The sequence below is a fragment of the Acinetobacter sp. CE-15 genome (assembly GCF_051059255.1).
Taxonomy (GTDB): domain Bacteria; phylum Pseudomonadota; class Gammaproteobacteria; order Pseudomonadales; family Moraxellaceae; genus Acinetobacter; species Acinetobacter guillouiae.
In genome coordinates this window covers 778,239-797,878 of sequence record NZ_CP192737.1, presented here as the reverse complement: position 1 = coordinate 797,878, position 19,640 = coordinate 778,239, and the positions used below count along the sequence as shown (strand labels likewise).

The window sequence follows — 19,640 nt, the reverse complement described above, 5'->3', positions numbered from 1 at the left end:
CGGCTTAAACTGCCAAAAAAATCATGTAATGGAGAACTCAAATGACACTATCTACAAAAACACTATCAAAAAAAGTTTTAACCACAGCGCTTGGTGTACTTATGGCTGGCGGTGCTTTTTCACAGGTTCAAGCAGCAGATACATTAGCAAAGATCAAACAATCAGGGAAAGTGATCATTGGTTACCGTGAGTCATCTGATCCGATTTCCTATGTGGTTGGTGGTAAACCAATGGGATATGCTGTCGATATTTGTAATAACTTTGCCAATGAGCTGAAAAAAACGCTTAAGATGCCAAATCTTAAAGTTGAATATAAAGCGGTTACCTCTTCTACGCGTATTCCAGAAATGTTGGCAGGTAATATCGATATGGAGTGTGGTACAACGACAAACTCTGTTCAACGCCAACAACAAGTGAGCTTCTCAACCAACTATTATGCAACAGAAGTACGCATGGCAGTTAAAGCCAATGCGCCAATTAAAACAATTGCCGATTTAAATGGTAAAGCAGTTGTGACCACCCAAGGGACTACATCTGACAAATACATCAAAATGGGTGAGAAAGGCGAAAAAGTCAACGTAAACAACGTTTACGGTAAAGACCACTCAGACTCATTTGCCATGGTCGCTTCTGGCCGTGCTGCAGCATTTGTGATGGATGACAATATTCTTGCAGGGTTAATTGCAAAATCATCAAATCCAAAAGACTTTAAAATTGTAGGTCCAGTACTTTCTTCTGAGCCGTACGGCATTATGTTACCGAAAGGCGATGCAGCATATAAAGCAATCGCAGATAAAACAGTAACAACAATGTGGAAAAATGGTCAAATGGCGGCGCTATATAAAAAATGGTTCCAATCACCAATCGCACCTAAAAATGTCAATTTAAATATGCCAATGAGCTCATCATATTTAAAGCTTAAAGCTAATCCTACGGATGCTGGTATTAACTAATAACGTAGTTTAAAACAACGGTTTATAGATCAGATTCGGTTTAAAGTCTGGTCTATAAATTTTTATAAAATTAAAAATACAAGGAGCACACATGTCCGTAGGCTCACTTAACTGGACAGCATATTGTCTCCCCTCGAATGAATATAGTCTTGATAAAGCTGCATGGGCTGAATCTGTCTGTAAAGCGATTGGTGGTGAAAGTTATTCCCCTGTTGCAGATGCACCAACCTGGCTACAACTTCTAGGCTCAGGTGTTTGGACCATGGTCTGGACCGCGATTGCTGCATTTTTCATTGCATTTCTTCTTGGATCTCTCATCGGGATTTTACGTACATTACCCAATAAACCACTTTCATTTATTGGTACTTGTTACGTCGAACTTTTCCGAAATATCCCGCTGATCGTACAACTATTTTTCTGGGCATTCGTATTCCCGCAATTATTACCACTCAGCTTAAGTACTGGTAGTGGAGAGATGGTTCATGGTGGTTGGTGGCAAAATATTCTCAATGATAATCCCGCAGTGGTTGGGGTATTTGCACTCGGTCTATATACCGCAGCACGTATTGCTGAACAAGTGCGCTCAGGCATTAATACGGTTTCAAATGGACAAAAAAATGCGGCTTTTGCAATTGGTTTAAATCAAAGCCAAAGCTATCGCTATGTCATTCTCCCTGTCGCTTATCGTATTGTCTGGCCAACACTTACCTCTGAAGCAATGAATATTTTCAAAAACTCTGCTGTACTTTATGCGCTGAGCGTTTTGAACTTCTTTGCTTATACCAAAACCATGCGTGAAGAAACATCGCAAGATATTGTTATTCTTATTCTTTCGACACCAGTTTACTTAGTCATTACCTATACCATTAAGTTAATCATGGCTTGGATTGAAAAACGTATGGCTGTTCCTGGTCTAGGCTCGGGGGGTAAATAGTCATGGATTTTAGTATTTTACAAAATCAAGATGTTATTCAAACGCTGATCGCAGGGTTTAAATTTACCGTTACGGTGACGATTTTATCGATTATTGGCGGGATTCTGATTGGCACACCTTTGGCCATGATGCGTTTATCCAACAATAAAGTTGCCAGTAATTTTGCTAAAGTTTATGTCGATTTCTTCCGTGGTGTACCACTGATTCAAGTGATCTTCATTTTCTATTTCTTATTGCCAAAGATTTTTGAGTTTCAGTCAGATACCTATTATGGTCCACTGTTTTCAAGTGTGGTGACCTTTGCAATTTTTGAAGCTGCATTCTTTTCAGAAATTGTCCGTTCAGGGATTCAGTCTGTTTCTAAAGGTCAGGTCAATGCAGGTTATGCACTTGGTTTCACCTATGGACAAACTATGTCCAATGTGGTGTTGCCACAAGCTTTTAGAAACATGCTACCTGTCATTTTGACTCAATCTATCGTACTTTTCCAAGATGTATCATTAGTTTATGTGATTAGTGCGCCAGACTTCTTGGGCAATGCCAATACCTTAGCAAATACCTACGGTGCTGAAACCAAAGCAACTTTCTACCTGATTGTAGCAGTTGTTTACTTCTGTATCTCCTTTGCGCTTTCACGACTTGTGAAGCGTTTACATCAAAAAATAGCAATAATTCGATAATTGGAGAATCAATATGCCAATGATAGAAATACAACATATCTCAAAATGGTATGGAGATTTTCAAGTTCTTACAGATTGCACCACTTCAATTGAAAAAGGTGAAGTTGTGGTGGTGTGTGGACCTTCTGGTTCTGGTAAATCCACACTGATTAAAACTGTAAATGCATTAGAACCATTCCAAGAAGGCAATATTGTTGTGGATGGAACAGCCTTAAAAGATTCAAAAACTGATCTGGCAAAATTCCGTTCTCGTGTGGGAATGGTATTCCAGCACTTTGAATTGTTCCCACATATGACTGTTTTGGATAATTTAACCATTGGGCAACTTAAGGTTTTAAATCGGTCTAAAGCAGAGGCAGAGAAAAAAGCGTTGCAATATTTAGATCGTGTCGGTCTGGCAGCTCACAAAAATAAGTTTCCAGGGCAACTGTCTGGTGGTCAGCAACAACGTGTTGCGATTGCCCGTGGTCTATGTATGGATCCAGTGTGCATGTTATTTGATGAACCTACTTCGGCATTAGACCCTGAAATGGTGGGTGAAGTGCTTGAAGTCATGAGTCAATTGGCAAAAGAAGGCATGACCATGATGTGTGTAACTCATGAGATGGGCTTTGCTCGTAAAGTCTCAAGTCGAGTTATTTTCATGGATCAAGGCAAGATTTTAGAAGACTGTGCAACAGATGACTTCTTTAATAAGCCTGATGAGCGTCATGAAAGAACCAAATTCTTCTTAGACAAGATTTCTATGGTGCACTAATCAGCAATATGCGTTAAACATAAAACCCCAATTTTTAAATTGGGGTTTTTATTTAATACTCACAAACAGTACCAGTGCTTAAGGTTTCACCGCATTTTGGGTGAAGTTTGGCGAACGTGGTCCATATAACAGACCTTTTTGCTGATTTAGACTCGGTGAATATAATTGCGAGCTTACAGCACTTGATAAAGTATAGGCTTTGTCTGACAAATGATTGGATATTTGATCAACTAAAGCACCGACCAGCGCGCCAATCAAACCCGCATTGCTATTATCATTGGCTTGCTGAAGTCGCTGTTCACCTTGCCAAAGTAATGTACCAGTTTGTAAATCTACAAGTTTGGCTTCTACTGAAACTGCAGCTACAGATTGAATCACCTGATATTTAGAACCATACTCTTTAACTTTAATATATAACGCAGCGTCCGCTCCGAAAATCTCTTTTAACTTTTGCGGTGGGATTGCTTGGGCATCAAATCCATTGGTCACCCCATTCTCTTTAAACATGGTGTCAACAACAGAAATTGGAAATACATAATAACCTGCCTCAGCCACAGGCAATGTTACTGTTGACCAATACCCATAAGTTGCACGCGTATCAGGAGACTCATTGATTGGAGGAAGTACCAAAATCGACTTAGGGATATGCTCACGATATGCTGCTAAATCACGATTCTGCTTAGGTGATACCGCACAACCAGTGAAAAGCATCATCAGTAAACCAAGTACCAATAATTGTTTCATATTTTTCATTTGGGATTTACCTCAGTCGATTGAATGGTCATTTTCTTCAATAAACGATCCATCAATACGGTTGACTCAGGATAAATTTGGCGCTCTAACTCAAAATATTCAATTGCACGTGGGCCATTTTGAATATTCAGATTTAACAAGCCCAAATGCGCATATAAACCTGGCGGCACTGCGGCATTTTTTGCTTTTGCTTTCTCAACATCTTTTTCAAGCGCTAAAATTTGTTGCTGAGGCGAAGTTTTTTCTGGAACCGCCAGCATTAAATAGGTTTGTTGTGGATATCCGCCCCAACTATATAAAGACTGTGGTCCAGATGCACACCCAAGCAAAGTTAACGTTGTAAAAAAGCTTAAAAATAATAAAACCCGTTTCATTTATTCAAACCTATTGTACGGACCACTTGTTTGTTTGAATATCTGTGACAAGGTGATTAACCGCTTCGCGTACAGCCAGATCTAAAACCTTTCCATTTAAGGTTGAGTCATAAGATGCTGTAGAACCAAAACCTAAAATTTCGCGTTCACTGAGCGCGTATTCACCTGCACCCTGCACAGAATGGACAACTTCTGCTGTTTTTACATCAACAACATTAATATTGACTTTTGCATAGGCAATTTGAGTTTTACCACGCCCTAATAGCCCAAACAATTGATGGTCACCCACTTCTTTGCGGCCAAATTCAGATACATCCCCAGTGAGCACATAACGTGCACCCTTAATGGATTGAGCTGCTTTACCAAAACCAGCCTCTTGTTGCAGCTCTGATAAATTGTCTCGATTTAAGACTGAAAAATATCCGGTTTGTTGCAAGTGCGTTTCTAAAATCGTTTTTGCTTGACCGCCTAAACGATCGACATTATCAGAGAAGATACCGCGCATATAACTTGAGCGGTTATCAAACTTACCAATCGAAACTGCTGTTTTCGCACCTGAATATTTTACCGCTGAAGTCACAGCAGCCACTTGAGGTGCTTGGATGGTTTTAGAGCTTTCAGTGGTAGAACAAGCAGTAAGTACCAAGCCATTTAAGGCAGCAATCAATAATATTTTTTTCAAAATTACATCTCTCTCTAAGGTCTAAACCATTATAATGAATAAATATATAACACAAACTAAACATACTGTTAATTAGTTTTTAACAAACAAGATCTACTGATAAAATCCGTGACCATTTTTGCTCGTAAAAACAATCATTTCATACCAAAAATTAGCTTTAAACCAAGTAATGTCATGACACCGCCCGCGACTCGATCGAAGACTTTTTTAAACTTCAAATAAACACGGCGCGGCTTTTCCGCTGAAAGCGCAACAGCAACCAGTGAATACCAGCCTGCATCGATAAAGAAGCACAAGATAGGCAAAACAAAATAAAAATACGTTGGAATGTCTTTGGGTAAAAGCGCAGTAAAAATACTGGCTAAAATAATCGCAATTTTAGGATTACTTAACTGGGTAATTAAACCTAAACGAAACGCTTGTTGATAACTCATCACCGTGGATGAGTCAGATGCCTGCGCGATTGGATCTTTAGCATGCTTAATAATTTTATAAGCCAGCCAAAGTAAATACAGACCACCACAAATTTTTAAAGCTAAATATGCAGAAGGTACAGCCAATAAGATTGCTTGTAATCCCATTACAGCTAAAAAACCAAATAAAGCTGCGCCCGTGCCTGTCCCTAAAGCGGTAAACAAACCATGTTTACGAGAAATCGCAATTGAATTTTTAGCCACATAGACAAATGTAGGACCAGGGCTAATTGCACCTAGCATTAATGCCAATGCAATTGAACCTAAAATCAATAATGATTCCAAGAGACACCCCGACCTAGACTATTTTTAAGAATAGATATTTTACGCTACAACCGATTTTTGAAGATATAAAAATCTTTATTATTTCGCGATTACACTTTTATTCAATGCAAATTTATCAAAATTTCAATCATAAATTTAAGTACACTTGTGTATTATCACCACAAACAGAGCAAAGAAATATTTTTAGAGTAAAAACTCAATAAAAAATTTATTTTTCAATATCTTAATTATATCAATAAAATCATAAAGGTATATAAAACATCCTAAAAATCCATAAAATAAACCACATTAATCACAAAAATTAACTTCCATTTTCATGTATTTATAGGCTATAAAAAACCATAATAAAACTATGGTTTTAAATTATCCAAAATCAATATTTATACTCAGGGGTAAAAAATGCACAACAACAAAACCAACCGTTTAGATGCAAGCCAAGCACATTTGTGGATCATTGGCGGTGGAATTGCTGGAATGGCAGCTGCTGCATTTGCTATACGTGATGCCAAAGTACCAGCTAAAAATATTCACATTCTCGAAGAGTTAGATGTCTCAGGTGGTTCAATGGATGGCGGTCACACGCCACATGCTGCACAAGCATGGGTTACCCGTGGTGGGCGGATGCTGACAGATGAAACATATTTATGTCTTTGGGACTTATTTTCGAGTATTCCATCCTTAGAAAATCCTGAAATTTCTGTTCGTGAAGAATGTCGTGAGTTCAATGAGCAAATCAAAACCCATGCACAAGCCCGTTTAATTGATGCGCAGCATGTGATTTCAGATGCCGCTAAACTGGGTTTAAATACACGCCATCGCGCGCAAATGTTACGCTTATTGGCAGCGAAAGAAGAAAAAATTGGCAGCCGCCGTATTGATGAATTTTTCGATGAGACCTTCTTTGAAACGAACTTTTGGCGTATGTGGCGTACGACATTTGCCTTCCAAAAATGGCACAGTGCAGCAGAACTTCGTCGCTATTTCTTACGTTTTATCCAAGAGTTACCACGTATTCATACCCTCGCTGGGGTAAAAAGAACCAAATACAACCAATATGATTCCATGATTTTGCCGCTACAACGTTGGTTGCTTGAACAAGGCGTAGATGTTCGTTTTGGCAATTATGTAACAGATGCAGACTTTCAAACCGATGAAGCAACCCTAGAACGTCGGGCAACTCGCTTGTATGTCAATCTTCCTGAAGGTACTGAGCAAATCAATCTTCAAGAGAATGATCTTGCCATATTTACTTTAGGTTCAATTACAGCAGATTCTCGTTATGCAGGGAATGATGATGTTCCAGCGCTGATTCGTGATCGACTTGATCATGGTTGGACCTTATGGGAAACCCTTGCAAAAAAAGCACCTGACTTTGGCCGACCAATGACCTTTTATGGCAACATTGATGAACATAAATGGGAGTCTTTTACACTCACCATGACAGATGATGTTCTGTTAAATCGCATCATTGATTACACAGGCAACCAGCCAGGTACTGGGGCACTGATGACTTGGTTTGAATCTGGTTGGCATTTATCGATTGTGGTGCCTGCTCAACCGCATTTTGCAAATTTACCAGAAGGCACCTTTACCCTCTGGGGCTATGGTTTCCAAATTGATCAAACAGGTGATTACATCAAAAAACCGATGTCACAAGCAACAGGCAACGAAATACTCACTGAACTGATTCTACAACTCGGCTTTGATGACATTCTTGAGCATGTTCTAGCAAACACCATTGTAACAACAGCTATGATGCCTTATGCATCGGCTTTATTTGCTTGCCGTAAGCCTGGTGACCGCCCACAGGTTATTCCACAAGGCGCAAAAAACTTCGCATTCTTGGGGCAATTTGTTGAAATTGAAGATGATGTGGTTTTTACTGTTGAATATTCTGTTCGTGGTGCCATGATTGCAATTTATGAGTTCTTTGGCGTAGAACGTGAAATTCCTGAGATCTATAATGGATTACTTGATCCTAAAGTCGGATTAAAAGCGTTAGAAACAGTTTTTCATTAATTCATTTAAAATCAACTGAGTTAAATTGAATTAAAACCAAACGAGTGCATCCTCTTTTGATGCACTCGTTTTTATATTTTGAATAAAAATCAGGGTTGTGCATCCACTGAACGAGCACTGAGACGATAGTCTTTCTCATACACAGGCATACCAGCGATATGGATTGAACGAACTTCAGTTTTTGTTGGTGTAGGTGGTTTCTTTTCACACCCAGCCAAAAATACTGCAAGTATTACACTCAAACTGATGGATAGCTTTTTCATGGCATCTCCTCCATTTTTTGTTTTATTTATAGTTCGAGCATAACAGTTCTGATTAAAAATACAGCTATTTTTTATTTCAAAAGGTGTCTATCTATAGAAAGTGGTTATACGTCACAAGGATGTATCATTAAAACAGCTTGATCTTCGCCATTTTTATTTTTGTAATAGTAGTGAAAGCCACCATTTCCATCAAATTCCATGTCACTAAAATATTGAAAAGCATCTAGGCTTACAGACTCAATTTTAGGGTATTGCTCTGGTTGAAGTTGAATTTTATTTAAAACTTTCGCAGTAAATACTTTTTGGAAAATAATCGTAGGCGCATTTTTTAATTCAAATCGGGCGATACACCCAGTGTTTTCATCCACAGCAACAACGTTGTCTAAAGCCTGAATGATCCCCGCCTTCGAGATGAAAAGACTATGATGAACATTAAAGGTATAGCCATAACTTAAATGCAAGAAATCCTCGGTTTGGTTTTCAACATTTAAACCACGCTCCCAGTCCATGACCAAGGGCAACTTATAATCATCGCCTTCATAGAGTACAAAATCACAATGATTATTTGCATCTTCATCGCATGTTTGCTGAATAACCGAAAATTGCCCTATCTTGGCCACTGTGCGATGAATCTGCTCGGCATAACCACTACTGGAATAAGCCATCATGCTAAATAATATCGGAACTATTGTATTGATTATTTTTTTTGACATCAGATTTCTAATCAAGTTTTACTCAATACCAAATATACAGCTTCACTGGTAAATGTGCCATCTTGCTGAATCTGATAATACTGTTGTACTTGATCAGCGGCTTTGGACTGCAAATAGCGAATGGTATGGATACCCTCTACTGGTGTTTGCATACGCTCCACCCAACTTTGAAAATTTAACTGTAAACTTTGCTTTTCAATGGTTTCTACCTTAAAGCCTGCTTGTTCTACGATTTTTACCCATTCCGCCAAACTATAATTTCGAACATGGCTTGGATCACGAATGGTTTCTATGGTCTGAATAAAGGTGTCTAAAATTGGATTAGAATTGCCAATAATATCAAACAGGATCACTTTGCCATCAGCACGTAATACACGATAAATTTCATCAATCGCTTGAGTGATACTTTGCCAATGATGCGCAGAATAACGACTGATCACACAATCAAAATGCTCAACAGGAAAATCCAATTGCTCTGCTGCACCAACCTTCCCTATGACATGATCGAATCCCTTTTGTTGAGATTGTGTGGTCACAAGATTGACCATTTCGGGCGTAATATCATAGGCAATTACTTGCTCAGTGAATGCTGCAATCTGATACGTGACATGCCCACCACCGCAGCCTAGATCCAAAACTCGTTTGAATTGATGCTGTTGGATTAAATTTTGCATTTTTTCAAACTCAATGCCTTGTGCATGTACTTGGCTATTTAAGTATGCTTCTGATTTATTTTGATATTGTGCCTGATTAACTTGCTGTTGAGTGGTCATTGTCGTGTCCTTGTTGTCGAATAAAACGACAATAGACAACTTAATTAAAAAATAAAAATGATGAATTTTAATAAAATTAATAACTTTATTTTATTTATGTTAACTCATAATTACCCGATAATCAGACTGACAAGGGTTTTGAATGATAACATCCTGTACCCCCATCTCGTTTCCGACCTTAATATTATAGTTAAATGAAAAATCACCATTATCCTCAAAATTTGCCGTTGCAGGATAGTTCAGCTTTTTAAATTGCGGCACTTTGTTGTTGAGCACTAAACGTACCCGAAAATCAGGAATGCTATAAAATACCAATGAATTCGGCATATTTTTTAAATTCGATTCAAAAGTTACAAAACAACTTTGCTGCCCATTCATCGCAAGAAAACTACTATAATCTTTTTGTTGGTTTTTATCATTAATCACAGTGAGATTATACTCACTTCCTGTTAGCCCCAACAAAAAACCCATTAAATTTGGATTAAATTGATAAACATTTGCAGTTTTACTCCATTTTTCCATTAATACCTGCTTCTTTCCTTTAGCATCATAGAGTACATAGTCACAACTAGAACCATGCTGAGTGCAAGACTCTTTTTGAATTTTCAGTTTTCCTGCACGCCCCAATACTTCGTATTCAGGGTCAACTTCGACGGCAGCATCAGCTTGCGCAAAAGCAGAATAACTACTGAAAAAAGGCAGAGCAAATAAACAACCCTTTATTAGGGTCTGTAAACATTTCATAAATAACGTTCCAATCTCTCAGCATTTTTTAATATAGATTCAAGTTCAATTCTTGCTCAAAAATACAATTTTAACTTTTTACACACGGCGAACTTTTCGATTTAAAGTCCTTACCCCAAGTACGATATCCTTGGGTATCAATATGATAGCGATTATTACCATAAACGCCTAAACCCATTTTATAACTTTTGCCTTCCACTTGCCAAAAATGACACATTTTTTTAACTAATAATTCGCGATCTTTTTTAATAGTTTCTTTGGGTGATAGCACATGAAAATCAACTGCATAATTACTTAAATGCTTACTTTTTTCCGCCCCACCTATGCATTTATTTAATTCAGGGGCACGATAGATTGCTGAAATCGTATATGTTTTAAAATATTCATTTCGATTTAACTTTTCCACCAGTTGCAAACTACTCACCACATTTTTCCAAAAGGCTTTAGGTGGAATAGCAAAACGTTTTGAGTAACACTGCTCCGGCATATAGTTTCGGCTGGTTGTCAGCTCCATCAGACTAGGTGGATGTTTTAAATACTGCGACATAAACTGATAATAATCCGCCAATAATTGGGGGTCTTGCTGCGCCTTCCAAAGCTTGAATTGTTGTTCAATCAGTTGATCTGATGATTTTCTTGAAGATGCGGCCGGATCTGCTTTTTTCTCAGATGGCGTACAGGCATTTAACGCCAATACACCGATGCAGCAGATCGAAATAACAATATTTTTAAAAATTTTCACAATTTCAGCACACTTATTGTTTTATTTTAAAGGGTAAATATTTAGAAATCTAAACCTATTTATAGGATTTATTAATCATTGACCTAAGTCATTCTAACCAATCTAATCAACTTTAAAGCTGCAATTTACAAAAATCCACAGAGTTAGCAATTTACAACGGACAAAAATGTCCGTTAAATATCAGAATAAAATTTAATGCAATTTCCCCTATGCGTATACGTCAAAAACAAGCGGCACAAAATCGCGAAGATTTGCTTAATGCTGCACTGAAAATATTCCGTAAACAAGGGATTCGTGCGCCATTACAGCTTGTGATTGATGAAGCTGGCGTTGGACGGGCAACCTTTTATCGTAATTTTAAAGATCGCCGTGAGTTGGTCATCGCCTTGATGGAACAAGCATTAACTCGTCTAGATGAACGGGCAAAAAGCTTTTCAGAATATCCTGATGGTTTGATTCGGTTAATTCGCAATCATGTCGAGAATCTGCCTTATCTCACCGCCTTGATGGAATATTGGCGTGTGATTGATCGTAATGACCCAAGTATGGTGGATATTTATCAACGGCGTGACGCAATTCTTCAACCGCTGATTGATCAAGCCATTGCCCATCGAATTTGCCGACCAGATCTTACCCCAAAAGATTATGCGCTAATTACTGGTATTCTAAGGGCTTCCTTTCAAGGGCTAACCGACGAAGAACAAGTTCAACTGGCCACACGTGCAGTTGACTTACTGATTGATGGCATCAAGGCGTAATTGAGGCACTTATGGATAAATCGCCACGTTTACTTGAACCTGCCCCAGATTGGACACCTGAAGAGCGTCCAACCTTACCAGGCTCGCCTGCGGCTATTGCACATCCAACACATAAAAAGCTGATTTATTTTTTTATTGGCCTGTTTGTTGCGATCTCAGGCAGTTTAAGTAATGGTTTTATTACTGCAAATTTACCACTTATTCAGGGTGAATACTCGCTAACGCCTTCAGAGGCTGCATGGATTCCCGCAGCTTATGTAATGGCAAATATTAGTTCCAACATGATTCTGTTTAAAGCTCGGCAACAATATGGGTTACGGCTTTTTTCTGAAATTGGTTTAGTGCTTTTTATTTGTGTGTTGGTGCTACATATCTTTGTGCACACCTTTGAAATGGCATTGTTTGTCCGTGTGATCAGCGGTTTGGTTGCCGCCCCCCTGAGTTCTTTAGGCATGTACTACATCATGCAAGCCTTTAAACGAGAAAACTTTGGGCGAGGAATTTATCTCGCGCTGGGCTTTCAACAATTGGGTATCCCACTGGCATGGATCATTTCCCCATCTCTGGTCGATGTAAATGACTGGATTGTGCTCTATACCTTTGAGCTGGGTTTAGCGATATGTTGTTTGGCTATGGTGGTTTCTTTAAAACTGCCACGTAGCTTAAGAATCGAAGTCTTTGAAAAACAGGATTTCTTCACTTTTGCCTTACTTGCACCCGGCTTTGCCCTGCTATGTATCGTCCTGACCCAAGGCCCAATCCTTTGGTGGTTTGAAGTCAAATGGTTAGGGTATGCCTTAATTGCTGGCTTCAGTCTTATTGTTATCGGACTGACTTATGAACATTACCGTGTCAATCCGCTTATCATTACCCGTTGGCTAGGTTCGGCCACCACACTTAAATTTGTGTTTGGTGCATTGGCGATTCGCTTGCTTATGTCTGAGCAAAGTTACGCAGCCGTTAACTTTTTAAAAACCATGGGTATGGGACCTGATCAGTTCGTTACCTTGTATAGCGTGATTTTTCTTGGCATTGTGCTCGGCACCGTTTTTAGCGCCATGACCTTTAAAAGAGAACGCATCTCATGGCACTTGGTCGGTGCTGTGGTCTTGGTTCTTATTGCCTGCGCTTTAGACTATCACCTCACCAGTGATGTTCGACCTGAGAATTTTTACCGCAGCCAATTTATTGTTGGCTTTGCCAGTGGTATGTTTATCGGACCATTGTTGCTGACAGGGATTATTAATGCCTTACAAAAAGGCCCATCACACATGGTCACTTTTGTGGTGCTGTTCTCTGCAACACAAAGCTTTGGTGGTTTAATTGGAAATTCATTCTTTTCAACCTATCAACAATTACGCACCCAAAATTATCGGGCTGAAATTGTCAGTGACTTATCACCAACTGATCCATTGGTGGTGCAACGACTTGCGGCCTATCAGCAAGCAGCCAATAAATATACTTTAGATGCATCACTTGAACAGAACCAAGCTTATCGCAATTTAAACCAGATTGTGACACGAGAAGCACAAGTGCGTGCCTATAATGATGTGATTGCATTAAATGGAATTTTCGCCATTTTACTGTTGATTTGGAGTAGTTTTAATATTGCTTGGACACGCTATCAACTCAAAAAACAGCAACAGGTCCTCAATAGCAGTTAGACAGATCTCAGGCTATTCCGAAATCAGATGATCCATGATGTCACGCTATGTATTAAAAAATATTTGAGAATTCTTATGTCGCAAGATCAAAAACCAACAGAGCAAGCAGCAGTTACACCACCACAAGCACCTGCAACAGCAGCAGCGCCACCACCATCCAGTAAGCTTATTCCAACAGCGAAAAGAACATTGCTGTTGATGCTCTTGGTCTTGTTGGTGGGGATTGCTGTGATTATGCGCGCATGGAAAATTGGTCCTTTTGATAGCAGCATAGAATCCACCGACAATAGTTATATCAAAGGCAGAACCACAGTTTTATCTTCTCAAATCAATGGTTATGTCAAAGATGTATTGGTGACTGATTTTGACCATGTCAAAAAGGGTCAGCCGTTAATGCATATTGATACCACAACCTATGATCAGAAAGTGACTCAAGCTGAAGCAGGTGTTGATCAGGCCAATACCACTTTAGCCAATCAAACCCAAGCGATTGAACAACGCAAAGCAGATATTGTGGCTGCACAAGCCAAAGTTGAACAAGCCAAAGCAAGTTATGAACTTTCAACAGCACAACTCAATCGTTATCAACAATTGGGAAATACTGGCGCAACCTCTAAAACAGAACAAGACAAAGCGGCTGCGGATGTAAAAAATAATTTAGCCTTACTCAAACAAGCGGAAGCCAATGTATTGGTTGCTCAAGAAGCGTTAAAAACAGCTCAAGTGGCTCAATCGGGCTTAAAAGCACAAGTCACCAATGCCAAGGCACAATTTGATCAAGCGGTAACGACAAAAGACTACAGCGTGATTGCAGCACCGATGGATGGACAGTTGGGCGAAGTTACTCCTCGTGTGGGACAATATGTTGCAGCTGGTACCCAGTTAATGTATCTAATTCCGCAACAAACCTGGGTGATTGCCAATTTCAAAGAAACACAAATTGCTGATATGCACATCGGGCAAAAAGCAACATTTACGGTAGATGCTATGAAACATCAAAAATTTACTGGCCGTATTGAACAGATTTCACCTGCTGCAGGTGCTGAGTTTAGTGTGCTTAAGCCTGACAACACCACAGGTAATTTTACCAAGGTCGTACAGCGTATTTCTGTGCGGATTGCTATTGATCCCAATCAAAAAGGTTTAGAATTTTTACGACCGGGGATGTCTGTGGTGACTTCCGTCGATACCAGCACTCAATGATCCGCCTAAGTGAAAAGCTTGCGTTAAAAAGGCTTGAGTTAAAACCTAGAAATTTATCCCCAATAATAGACATGAAACTCAATCAAACCTGTCTTGCTTTACAGGTTTGATTAGAATATCTTGAACAGGCTTAATTCAAAGCAAAGCTACTCATATACCCCCATTCAGTTAAAAAATCAGCATGTTTGATCATATTGCCCAAACTATTCCCTACCAAAGTTTAGATTTTGCTGGATCTGTTCAACTTACAGTTAAACGGCTTGATCTAATCCATCCACAAATTTCTGGCAATAAATTTTTTAAACTCAAATATAATTTGATTGAAGCACGTCAGCTTGGCCTAAAACAGATTCTGACGTTCGGTGGTGCCTATTCCAATCATATCGCTGCCACAGCCTATGCAGCACAGTTATTTGGATTTAAAAGCATCGGGATCATTCGGGGCGAGGAGTTAGCACATAAACCGCTCAACCCTACTCTAACGACAGCACAGCAGTTGGGCATGCAGCTAGTTTTTGTTTCACGTGAAAAATATAGACAAAAAAATAATCATGACTGGATCGATGAATTAACACAACATTATCCAGATACTTATATTATTCCTGAAGGTGGAACCAATGAGCTTGCTATACAAGGTTGTCAGGAAATTTTAACGACAGAAGATTTAAATCATTATGATGTGATTTGCTGTGCGGTAGGAACAGGTGGCACAATCACTGGGCTGATTAACGCCAGTTCATCACAGCAGGAAATTTTAGGATTTTCAGCACTTAAAGGTGATTTTTTACAACAAGATGTCAGTCAACTCACCCATAAAAGCAATTGGAAAATACTGGATGATTATTGTTTTGGCGGTTATGCCAAAACCACAGTTGAATTAGTTAGCTTCATAAACAACTTTGAGCAGCAATATCGCATTCCGCTTGAACAGATTTATACTGGGAAAATGTTTTATGGGATTTTTGATTTAATTTCAAAAGGTTACTTTAAAGAAAATGCAAAAATCTTGATTCTGCATAGTGGTGGCTTGCAAGGACGCAGCTAAACCCTACCTATTTATAATTGTCCTGAAAATTACTTTAAATTTGTCTATAATCCCCTGCTCAAAGTTTCCATGAGTGTGATATGTCTTCTAACCAATATGATGTGATTGTCCTCGGCGCGGGTGCTTCAGGTTTAATGCTTGCGGCAAAAGCAGCTGCCCGTGGTCGTAAGGTCTTAGTGGTTGAGAAAGCCAATAAAATTGGTAAAAAAATCCTCATGTCAGGTGGTGGCAAATGTAACTTCACCAATCTTTATGTTGAGCCTGAAAATTTTATTTCACATAACCCACATTTTGTCATCTCTGCCCTGACGCGTTATACCAATTGGGACTTTATTGGGATGGTCTGTGAATATGGCATTGACTATGAAGAACGCAAACATGGACAACTGTTTACCTTAAATGGCGCAAAAGAAATCTTAAGCATGCTGCTCAACGAATGTGAAAAAACACATCATGTTGAGATTAAAACCAGTTGTGAAGTCAAAGCGATTAACACGCTTGACGATCAGACTTTTCAAGTTGCCACCAATTTAGGCTATTTTCAGGCTGAATCTGTTGTTGTTGCATCAGGTGGCTTATCTATTCCAACATTGGGTGGCTCTGGCATCGGCTATGAAATTGCCAAACAATTTGGTCACCACATCTATCCTACACGCGCAGGTTTAGTTCCCTTCACTTTTTCAGATCAATTTAAAGAAGTTACCACTCGTTTAAGCGGCAATGCGGTTGAAGCAACACTATCTAACGAACTGATTGCATTTACTGAAGCATTGTTGTTTACACATCGTGGTTTAAGTGGTCCAAGCTCATTACAACTTTCAAATTATTGGAATGCAGGACAAGCATTCCATATTAACTTTTTACCAAGTCTTGAGCTGTTTGATTTTTTAAAGCGCAAAAAGCAAAGCCAGCCCAAGGTGTTAATCAGAACCTTACTGACTGAACTTTTACCGAAAAGTGTGGTGATTGAACTACAAAATCTCATTTGGTCCGAGTGGGCTGAAACGGCGATTGGGCAATTAAGTGATGAAAAACTTGAAACGATTGCCAATAAATTACAGCAATTTGAAGTCAAACCCTCTGGTACTGAAGGCTATCGGACTGCAGAAGTCACTTTAGGCGGTGTCGACACCACTGAAGTTTCATCAAAAACCATGGAAAGTAAAAAACAAAAAGGTTTATTTTTTATAGGTGAGATCTTAGATGTAACTGGTCATTTAGGCGGGTTTAATTTTCAGTGGGCATGGGCTTCAGCACATGCCGCTTCAGAATATGTTTAATCTAAACTGATTAATAGATAGAAAGCTTATTCCAGATAATCTGTTTTAAATAAAATAAGTTGATTTTGGATTTGCTGCTTCTGGGTCACACGTTGAATCGCCAAATCCATCGACTTTAGATCATGGTTTTTTGCAAATAACGACTGATGAATTTTGTGTAAAAAATAGATGATCTTCATTTCAATTCCTTTGAAAATGATATTTATCAGATGAGTGTGTTTTATATTGCCTACATATTCACCCATTCAATCTAGACAATAAATCATCTGATGTCTATCTATTTTCTATAAAAAAACCGATAAAATTCATGCTTTGTAAACACAATCACTCTTGAGATTTGTTTTGAGATTCATGTTGTTGCTTAACAATTTCGGATGATTGCTTTTTCGGTTTTGCAAACACAAATTTATAAGCACTTGCTAAAAACCCTACAGTGATTCCTGCAATCACAATGGGTGCAATGAAATTATTTGGCTTTTTCTTAGACATCTCTATTCCCTCTCACTTTTGACCTAAAAATAAAAAGATCGATCAAGCATCAATCCTGATCGATCTTTAAAAGAATTTAAATGTTAATTCGGGTCATCTTTGTCCTGTTTCAATGAATCAGTAAGTGACTTGTACTCATTTTCAATCGCAGGGGTATCCGCGGTTACTTGCGTAGCGTCTGTACCACTTGGCTGTGATGAATAAGTATTTTCTTGCTTTAATGGATTCGGTTGATTTGCCTCTTTCTTGGCTTTATCGATTAAATCCGTTAAAACGCGTTCTGCAGGTTGACGTCCACCTAGACCAAAGGCCAATGCAAAAGCAACTGCCACAGAACCCAAGGTTAAGCCAAAAGCAAGATTAACGATCGAATCGGCAATTCCCATGGCTTTTAAACCCATTGCAATCACCAGCCCCATGATCAAAACACGAACCAAGTTGCCTAACCATCTTGAACTATTGTACTCACCACGTTGCACCACATTCGCCACGATATTGGCCAACCAGAAACCGATCACCAAAATCACTGCGCCTAACAAAATGTTGGCACCAAAGTAAATAAACATTGAAATCAAATGACTAACTTGCTCAAAGCCCAGTCGATTTGCCGCTTCGGAAACAGCAAATAACATGGTAAAGAAAACAATCAGATAACCAATGATACAAGAAACTTTCGTGTCACCTAAAAAGCGTTGTAAATCTAATTTTGCAGGAATTTCATCAACACCCGTTCCAGCAACAACTTCTGAAACCAAACGCCCCACAAAACGAGACACCACATAAGCCACAATTAAAATTAATCCAGCTGCAATAATATGTGGAATTGCATACATGATTTCGCCCAGCATTGCGGTTGCTGGTTGTGAAATAGCTTGTATACCAAGTGCTTCAAAAGCCACAATTAACGCAGTAATCATGACAACGGCAAAAACAAAAGAGCCTAAAAACTTCGCTAAACCTTGGTTTGAGTTTTTAAATAGCCCTACTTTTTCAATTTGAGTTTGTAAATTTAGACTGTTGATTAAACCCTCAACAATCCCGCGCAGGATTTTTGCCAAGATATAACCGACAAAAACGATGACACCCGCAATGAAAATATTTGGTATATAAGAGACTGCTTCATTCAGCATGTTCTGCACTGGAAGCAATAAGCCTTGCAAACCTAAAATTGATAATACAATTGGTAGGAACAGCAATAAAATTAGCCAATACACAATATCAGCGATATTCTGACTGATCGGACTGACCCCAACATCGGCACTTAATTTCTCATCAAGTTGAGTCCGATCCAAGGCTTTTTTCAAGCCGACTTTAACCAGATTTGCCACAATCCAGCCAATAAACCCAATGGCGACGGCAGCCAGTAATTGTGGAATAAACAATAAGAATTGCTGAATCATCAAACTAAATGGGCTGCTTACGCTGGTAAGATTCAGCACATTTAATGCACCAATCACCGCGATCACCATCACCACCCAAAAAACAATTCGAGAAACAATACTTTCAATATTTGAACGATGACCTGTTGCTGAAGACAATTTTGTATTTGTACCTAGTTTTTCTAGGATTTTTTTAATTCCTGCTGCAACAATCAGTGCAATAATCCATCCCACAATAAGGATGGCAACAGCGGCGAGAATCGGGTGAAATTGATCCCAATAATACATGGCATCAAATCTCCCCCTTGTTTGTAAAATTTCATTCATTTTTTATTTCCTCAAGTTATAGATTTATAACAATCTGAGCGTGCTCAAATGACTTTAAGCAACATTCTTTATTTGAATTGGATACTTGATGAATTACTCTTCTACTTTATCTATTGCTTATATAACGAGCAAATTTAACTGCATAAATACAACAAAAGCATGCAAAAATGAAAAACTCCAGCTTTGCAGCTAGAGTTTGTCTGATCAATATAATCTTTATAGATGATTATGGGATTAAACCCAGTCGGCGATCATGTAAACAAGCAAGGAAACAAGAAATAACCCCACAAGAATAAGCATATAAATGGGTAAGCGATTCTTATGCGTTATATCTTCAGTACTTGTTACAT

General features: G+C 38.8%; 22 protein-coding genes. 10 read left to right on the top strand and 12 right to left on the bottom strand.

Annotated features, from left to right (window positions below; genetic code table 11):
* The first annotated feature begins 41 nt into the window (after positions 1 to 41).
* The 4 genes from ACQ7EO_RS03825 to ACQ7EO_RS03810 all read left to right on the top strand — a co-directional run bounded on the left by ACQ7EO_RS03825 (position 42) and on the right by ACQ7EO_RS03810 (position 3,324).
* Positions 42 to 953, top strand: coding sequence for an amino acid ABC transporter substrate-binding protein (locus ACQ7EO_RS03825; protein ID WP_239044990.1), 912 nt, complete (start codon positions 42 to 44; stop codon positions 951 to 953).
* 91 nt (positions 954 to 1,044) lie between these two features.
* Positions 1,045 to 1,887, top strand: a complete 843-nt coding sequence (locus tag ACQ7EO_RS03820) for an amino acid ABC transporter permease (RefSeq protein ID WP_004723738.1) — start codon at positions 1,045 to 1,047, stop codon at positions 1,885 to 1,887.
* Positions 1,888 to 1,889: 2 nt separating this feature from the next.
* Entirely contained in the window at positions 1,890 to 2,567 is a 678-nt protein-coding gene (locus tag ACQ7EO_RS03815) for an amino acid ABC transporter permease (RefSeq protein ID WP_004723739.1), read from the top strand.
* Positions 2,568 to 2,580: 13 nt separating this feature from the next.
* Complete coding sequence (locus ACQ7EO_RS03810; RefSeq protein WP_004723740.1) at positions 2,581 to 3,324, top strand: amino acid ABC transporter ATP-binding protein; 744 nt, start codon at positions 2,581 to 2,583, stop codon at positions 3,322 to 3,324.
* A gap of 78 nt (positions 3,325 to 3,402) precedes the next feature.
* Here ACQ7EO_RS03810 and ACQ7EO_RS03805 read toward each other — a convergent pair whose 3' ends face one another.
* The 4 genes from ACQ7EO_RS03805 to ACQ7EO_RS03790 form a co-directional block, all read right to left on the bottom strand.
* Positions 3,403 to 4,077 (bottom strand): DUF799 domain-containing protein, encoded by a 675-nt coding sequence (locus ACQ7EO_RS03805; RefSeq protein ID WP_434278904.1) that lies wholly within the window; start codon positions 4,075 to 4,077, stop codon positions 3,403 to 3,405.
* The gene (locus ACQ7EO_RS03800; RefSeq protein ID WP_034613811.1) at positions 4,074 to 4,451 is read right to left on the bottom strand and encodes a DUF4810 domain-containing protein; all 378 of its coding nucleotides are present in this window, start codon (positions 4,449 to 4,451) and stop codon (positions 4,074 to 4,076) included. The genes ACQ7EO_RS03805 and ACQ7EO_RS03800 overlap by 4 nt, the downstream gene beginning before the upstream one ends.
* Before the next feature lie 10 nt (positions 4,452 to 4,461).
* Positions 4,462 to 5,133 (bottom strand): CsgG/HfaB family protein, encoded by a 672-nt coding sequence (locus ACQ7EO_RS03795; RefSeq protein WP_034613806.1) that lies wholly within the window; start codon positions 5,131 to 5,133, stop codon positions 4,462 to 4,464.
* A gap of 134 nt (positions 5,134 to 5,267) precedes the next feature.
* The gene (locus ACQ7EO_RS03790) at positions 5,268 to 5,891 is read right to left on the bottom strand and encodes a LysE family translocator (RefSeq protein ID WP_419313772.1); all 624 of its coding nucleotides are present in this window, start codon (positions 5,889 to 5,891) and stop codon (positions 5,268 to 5,270) included.
* Positions 5,892 to 6,290: 399 nt separating this feature from the next.
* On the opposite strand from ACQ7EO_RS03790, the gene ACQ7EO_RS03785 reads away from it, so the two are divergent.
* Complete coding sequence (locus ACQ7EO_RS03785; RefSeq protein ID WP_434278903.1) at positions 6,291 to 7,910, top strand: oleate hydratase; 1,620 nt, start codon at positions 6,291 to 6,293, stop codon at positions 7,908 to 7,910.
* Between the two features lie 89 nt (positions 7,911 to 7,999).
* On the opposite strand, the gene ACQ7EO_RS03780 is transcribed toward ACQ7EO_RS03785, so the two are convergent.
* The 5 genes from ACQ7EO_RS03780 to ACQ7EO_RS03760 form a co-directional block, all read right to left on the bottom strand.
* Positions 8,000 to 8,173, bottom strand: a complete 174-nt coding sequence (locus ACQ7EO_RS03780) for an NF038215 family lipoprotein (protein ID WP_171497835.1) — start codon at positions 8,171 to 8,173, stop codon at positions 8,000 to 8,002.
* 104 nt (positions 8,174 to 8,277) lie between these two features.
* Positions 8,278 to 8,841, bottom strand: coding sequence for a hypothetical protein (locus ACQ7EO_RS03775; RefSeq protein WP_434279588.1), 564 nt, complete (start codon positions 8,839 to 8,841; stop codon positions 8,278 to 8,280).
* Between the two features lie 56 nt (positions 8,842 to 8,897).
* Positions 8,898 to 9,659: a class I SAM-dependent methyltransferase gene (locus ACQ7EO_RS03770; protein ID WP_004817661.1), complete on the bottom strand. Its 762-nt coding sequence runs from the start codon at positions 9,657 to 9,659 to the stop codon at positions 8,898 to 8,900.
* 99 nt (positions 9,660 to 9,758) lie between these two features.
* The gene (locus tag ACQ7EO_RS03765) at positions 9,759 to 10,403 is read right to left on the bottom strand and encodes a hypothetical protein (protein WP_434278902.1); all 645 of its coding nucleotides are present in this window, start codon (positions 10,401 to 10,403) and stop codon (positions 9,759 to 9,761) included.
* 70 nt (positions 10,404 to 10,473) lie between these two features.
* Complete coding sequence (locus tag ACQ7EO_RS03760; protein ID WP_419279302.1) at positions 10,474 to 11,145, bottom strand: D-Ala-D-Ala carboxypeptidase family metallohydrolase; 672 nt, start codon at positions 11,143 to 11,145, stop codon at positions 10,474 to 10,476.
* 209 nt (positions 11,146 to 11,354) lie between these two features.
* On the opposite strand from ACQ7EO_RS03760, the gene ACQ7EO_RS03755 reads away from it, so the two are divergent.
* From ACQ7EO_RS03755 to ACQ7EO_RS03735, 5 genes are all read left to right on the top strand, one after another.
* The gene (locus ACQ7EO_RS03755; RefSeq protein WP_034613789.1) at positions 11,355 to 11,903 is read left to right on the top strand and encodes a TetR/AcrR family transcriptional regulator; all 549 of its coding nucleotides are present in this window, start codon (positions 11,355 to 11,357) and stop codon (positions 11,901 to 11,903) included.
* Between the two features lie 11 nt (positions 11,904 to 11,914).
* A complete protein-coding gene (locus tag ACQ7EO_RS03750) occupies positions 11,915 to 13,567 on the top strand; it encodes an MFS transporter (protein WP_004817668.1) in 1,653 nt (550 codons plus the stop codon).
* Positions 13,568 to 13,642: 75 nt separating this feature from the next.
* Positions 13,643 to 14,770: an HlyD family secretion protein gene (locus tag ACQ7EO_RS03745; RefSeq protein ID WP_034613784.1), complete on the top strand. Its 1,128-nt coding sequence runs from the start codon at positions 13,643 to 13,645 to the stop codon at positions 14,768 to 14,770.
* Positions 14,771 to 14,951: 181 nt separating this feature from the next.
* The gene (locus tag ACQ7EO_RS03740; protein ID WP_434278901.1) at positions 14,952 to 15,815 is read left to right on the top strand and encodes a 1-aminocyclopropane-1-carboxylate deaminase/D-cysteine desulfhydrase; all 864 of its coding nucleotides are present in this window, start codon (positions 14,952 to 14,954) and stop codon (positions 15,813 to 15,815) included.
* 80 nt (positions 15,816 to 15,895) lie between these two features.
* Positions 15,896 to 17,095 carry an NAD(P)/FAD-dependent oxidoreductase gene (locus tag ACQ7EO_RS03735; RefSeq protein ID WP_239044981.1) on the top strand — a complete coding sequence of 400 codons (1,200 nt, stop codon included), beginning with the start codon at positions 15,896 to 15,898 and terminating at the stop codon, positions 17,093 to 17,095.
* A 26-nt stretch (positions 17,096 to 17,121) separates the two neighbouring features.
* Here the strand turns inward: ACQ7EO_RS03735 and ACQ7EO_RS03730 are convergent, their stop codons facing one another.
* From ACQ7EO_RS03730 to ACQ7EO_RS03720, 3 genes are all read right to left on the bottom strand, one after another.
* Positions 17,122 to 17,274: a hypothetical protein gene (locus ACQ7EO_RS03730; protein WP_004723764.1), complete on the bottom strand. Its 153-nt coding sequence runs from the start codon at positions 17,272 to 17,274 to the stop codon at positions 17,122 to 17,124.
* 145 nt (positions 17,275 to 17,419) lie between these two features.
* Positions 17,420 to 17,584, bottom strand: coding sequence for a hypothetical protein (locus ACQ7EO_RS03725; protein ID WP_004817677.1), 165 nt, complete (start codon positions 17,582 to 17,584; stop codon positions 17,420 to 17,422).
* Between the two features lie 83 nt (positions 17,585 to 17,667).
* A complete protein-coding gene (locus ACQ7EO_RS03720) occupies positions 17,668 to 19,290 on the bottom strand; it encodes a mechanosensitive ion channel (protein ID WP_004817679.1) in 1,623 nt (540 codons plus the stop codon).
* Positions 19,291 to 19,640 lie beyond the last annotated feature (350 nt).